The organism is Staphylococcus pasteuri, from assembly GCF_030547725.1.
Lineage (GTDB): Bacteria > Bacillota > Bacilli > Staphylococcales > Staphylococcaceae > Staphylococcus > Staphylococcus pasteuri.
The window spans coordinates 1-415 of record NZ_JAUOQO010000046.1 but is presented as its reverse complement, the minus strand read 5'-3'; the positions used below and the strand labels follow the sequence as shown (position 1 = coordinate 415).

Here is a 415-nt window from a genome sequence, read left to right as displayed (position 1 = left end):
GTCCAGTCGTGGGCAAGAGTTAAAAAGGCGAACCAATAGAGCAATACCGCTACATTAATCAATGCGCCCCAACCTAGCGCACTGCGAATCAATTCAAGTTCCATGGCTCACCCTATTGTGCTTCAACACGAATGTTCAATTTACCACGACTGCGCGGCGCTGCAAGTGACTAGGCTTACTCCACAACAAAGTTCTGTTCAAAAATTAGCTGTTGTTGCTGATAGAAAATGGCCACTCGCCAATGGCCACGGCTATGCTTATCAAATTGCTTACTGGAATTTGTGCGCCAACGTTGCCCACCAATGGCCAAATCTACGCTGGCACGCAAGCGTTCATCTTGGTACCAATGCACTTGAATCTGTTGGTCTTGCATGTTGCGTAGCTCGCTAAATAAGTAGATTTTGCTTTGTTGGTC

2 protein-coding genes are annotated in these 415 nt (G+C 46.7%); both read right to left on the bottom strand.

The features are described 5' to 3' along the window. A partial coding sequence (locus Q4528_RS16860; protein ID WP_368506694.1) for a DUF6868 family protein occupies positions 1 to 104 on the bottom strand: 104 nt, incomplete at its 3' end. 71 nt (positions 105 to 175) lie between these two features. Continuing rightward, positions 176 to 415, bottom strand: a 240-nt coding sequence (locus tag Q4528_RS12725) for a DUF2914 domain-containing protein (protein ID WP_303521833.1), incomplete at its 5' end; no start/stop codon positions are given.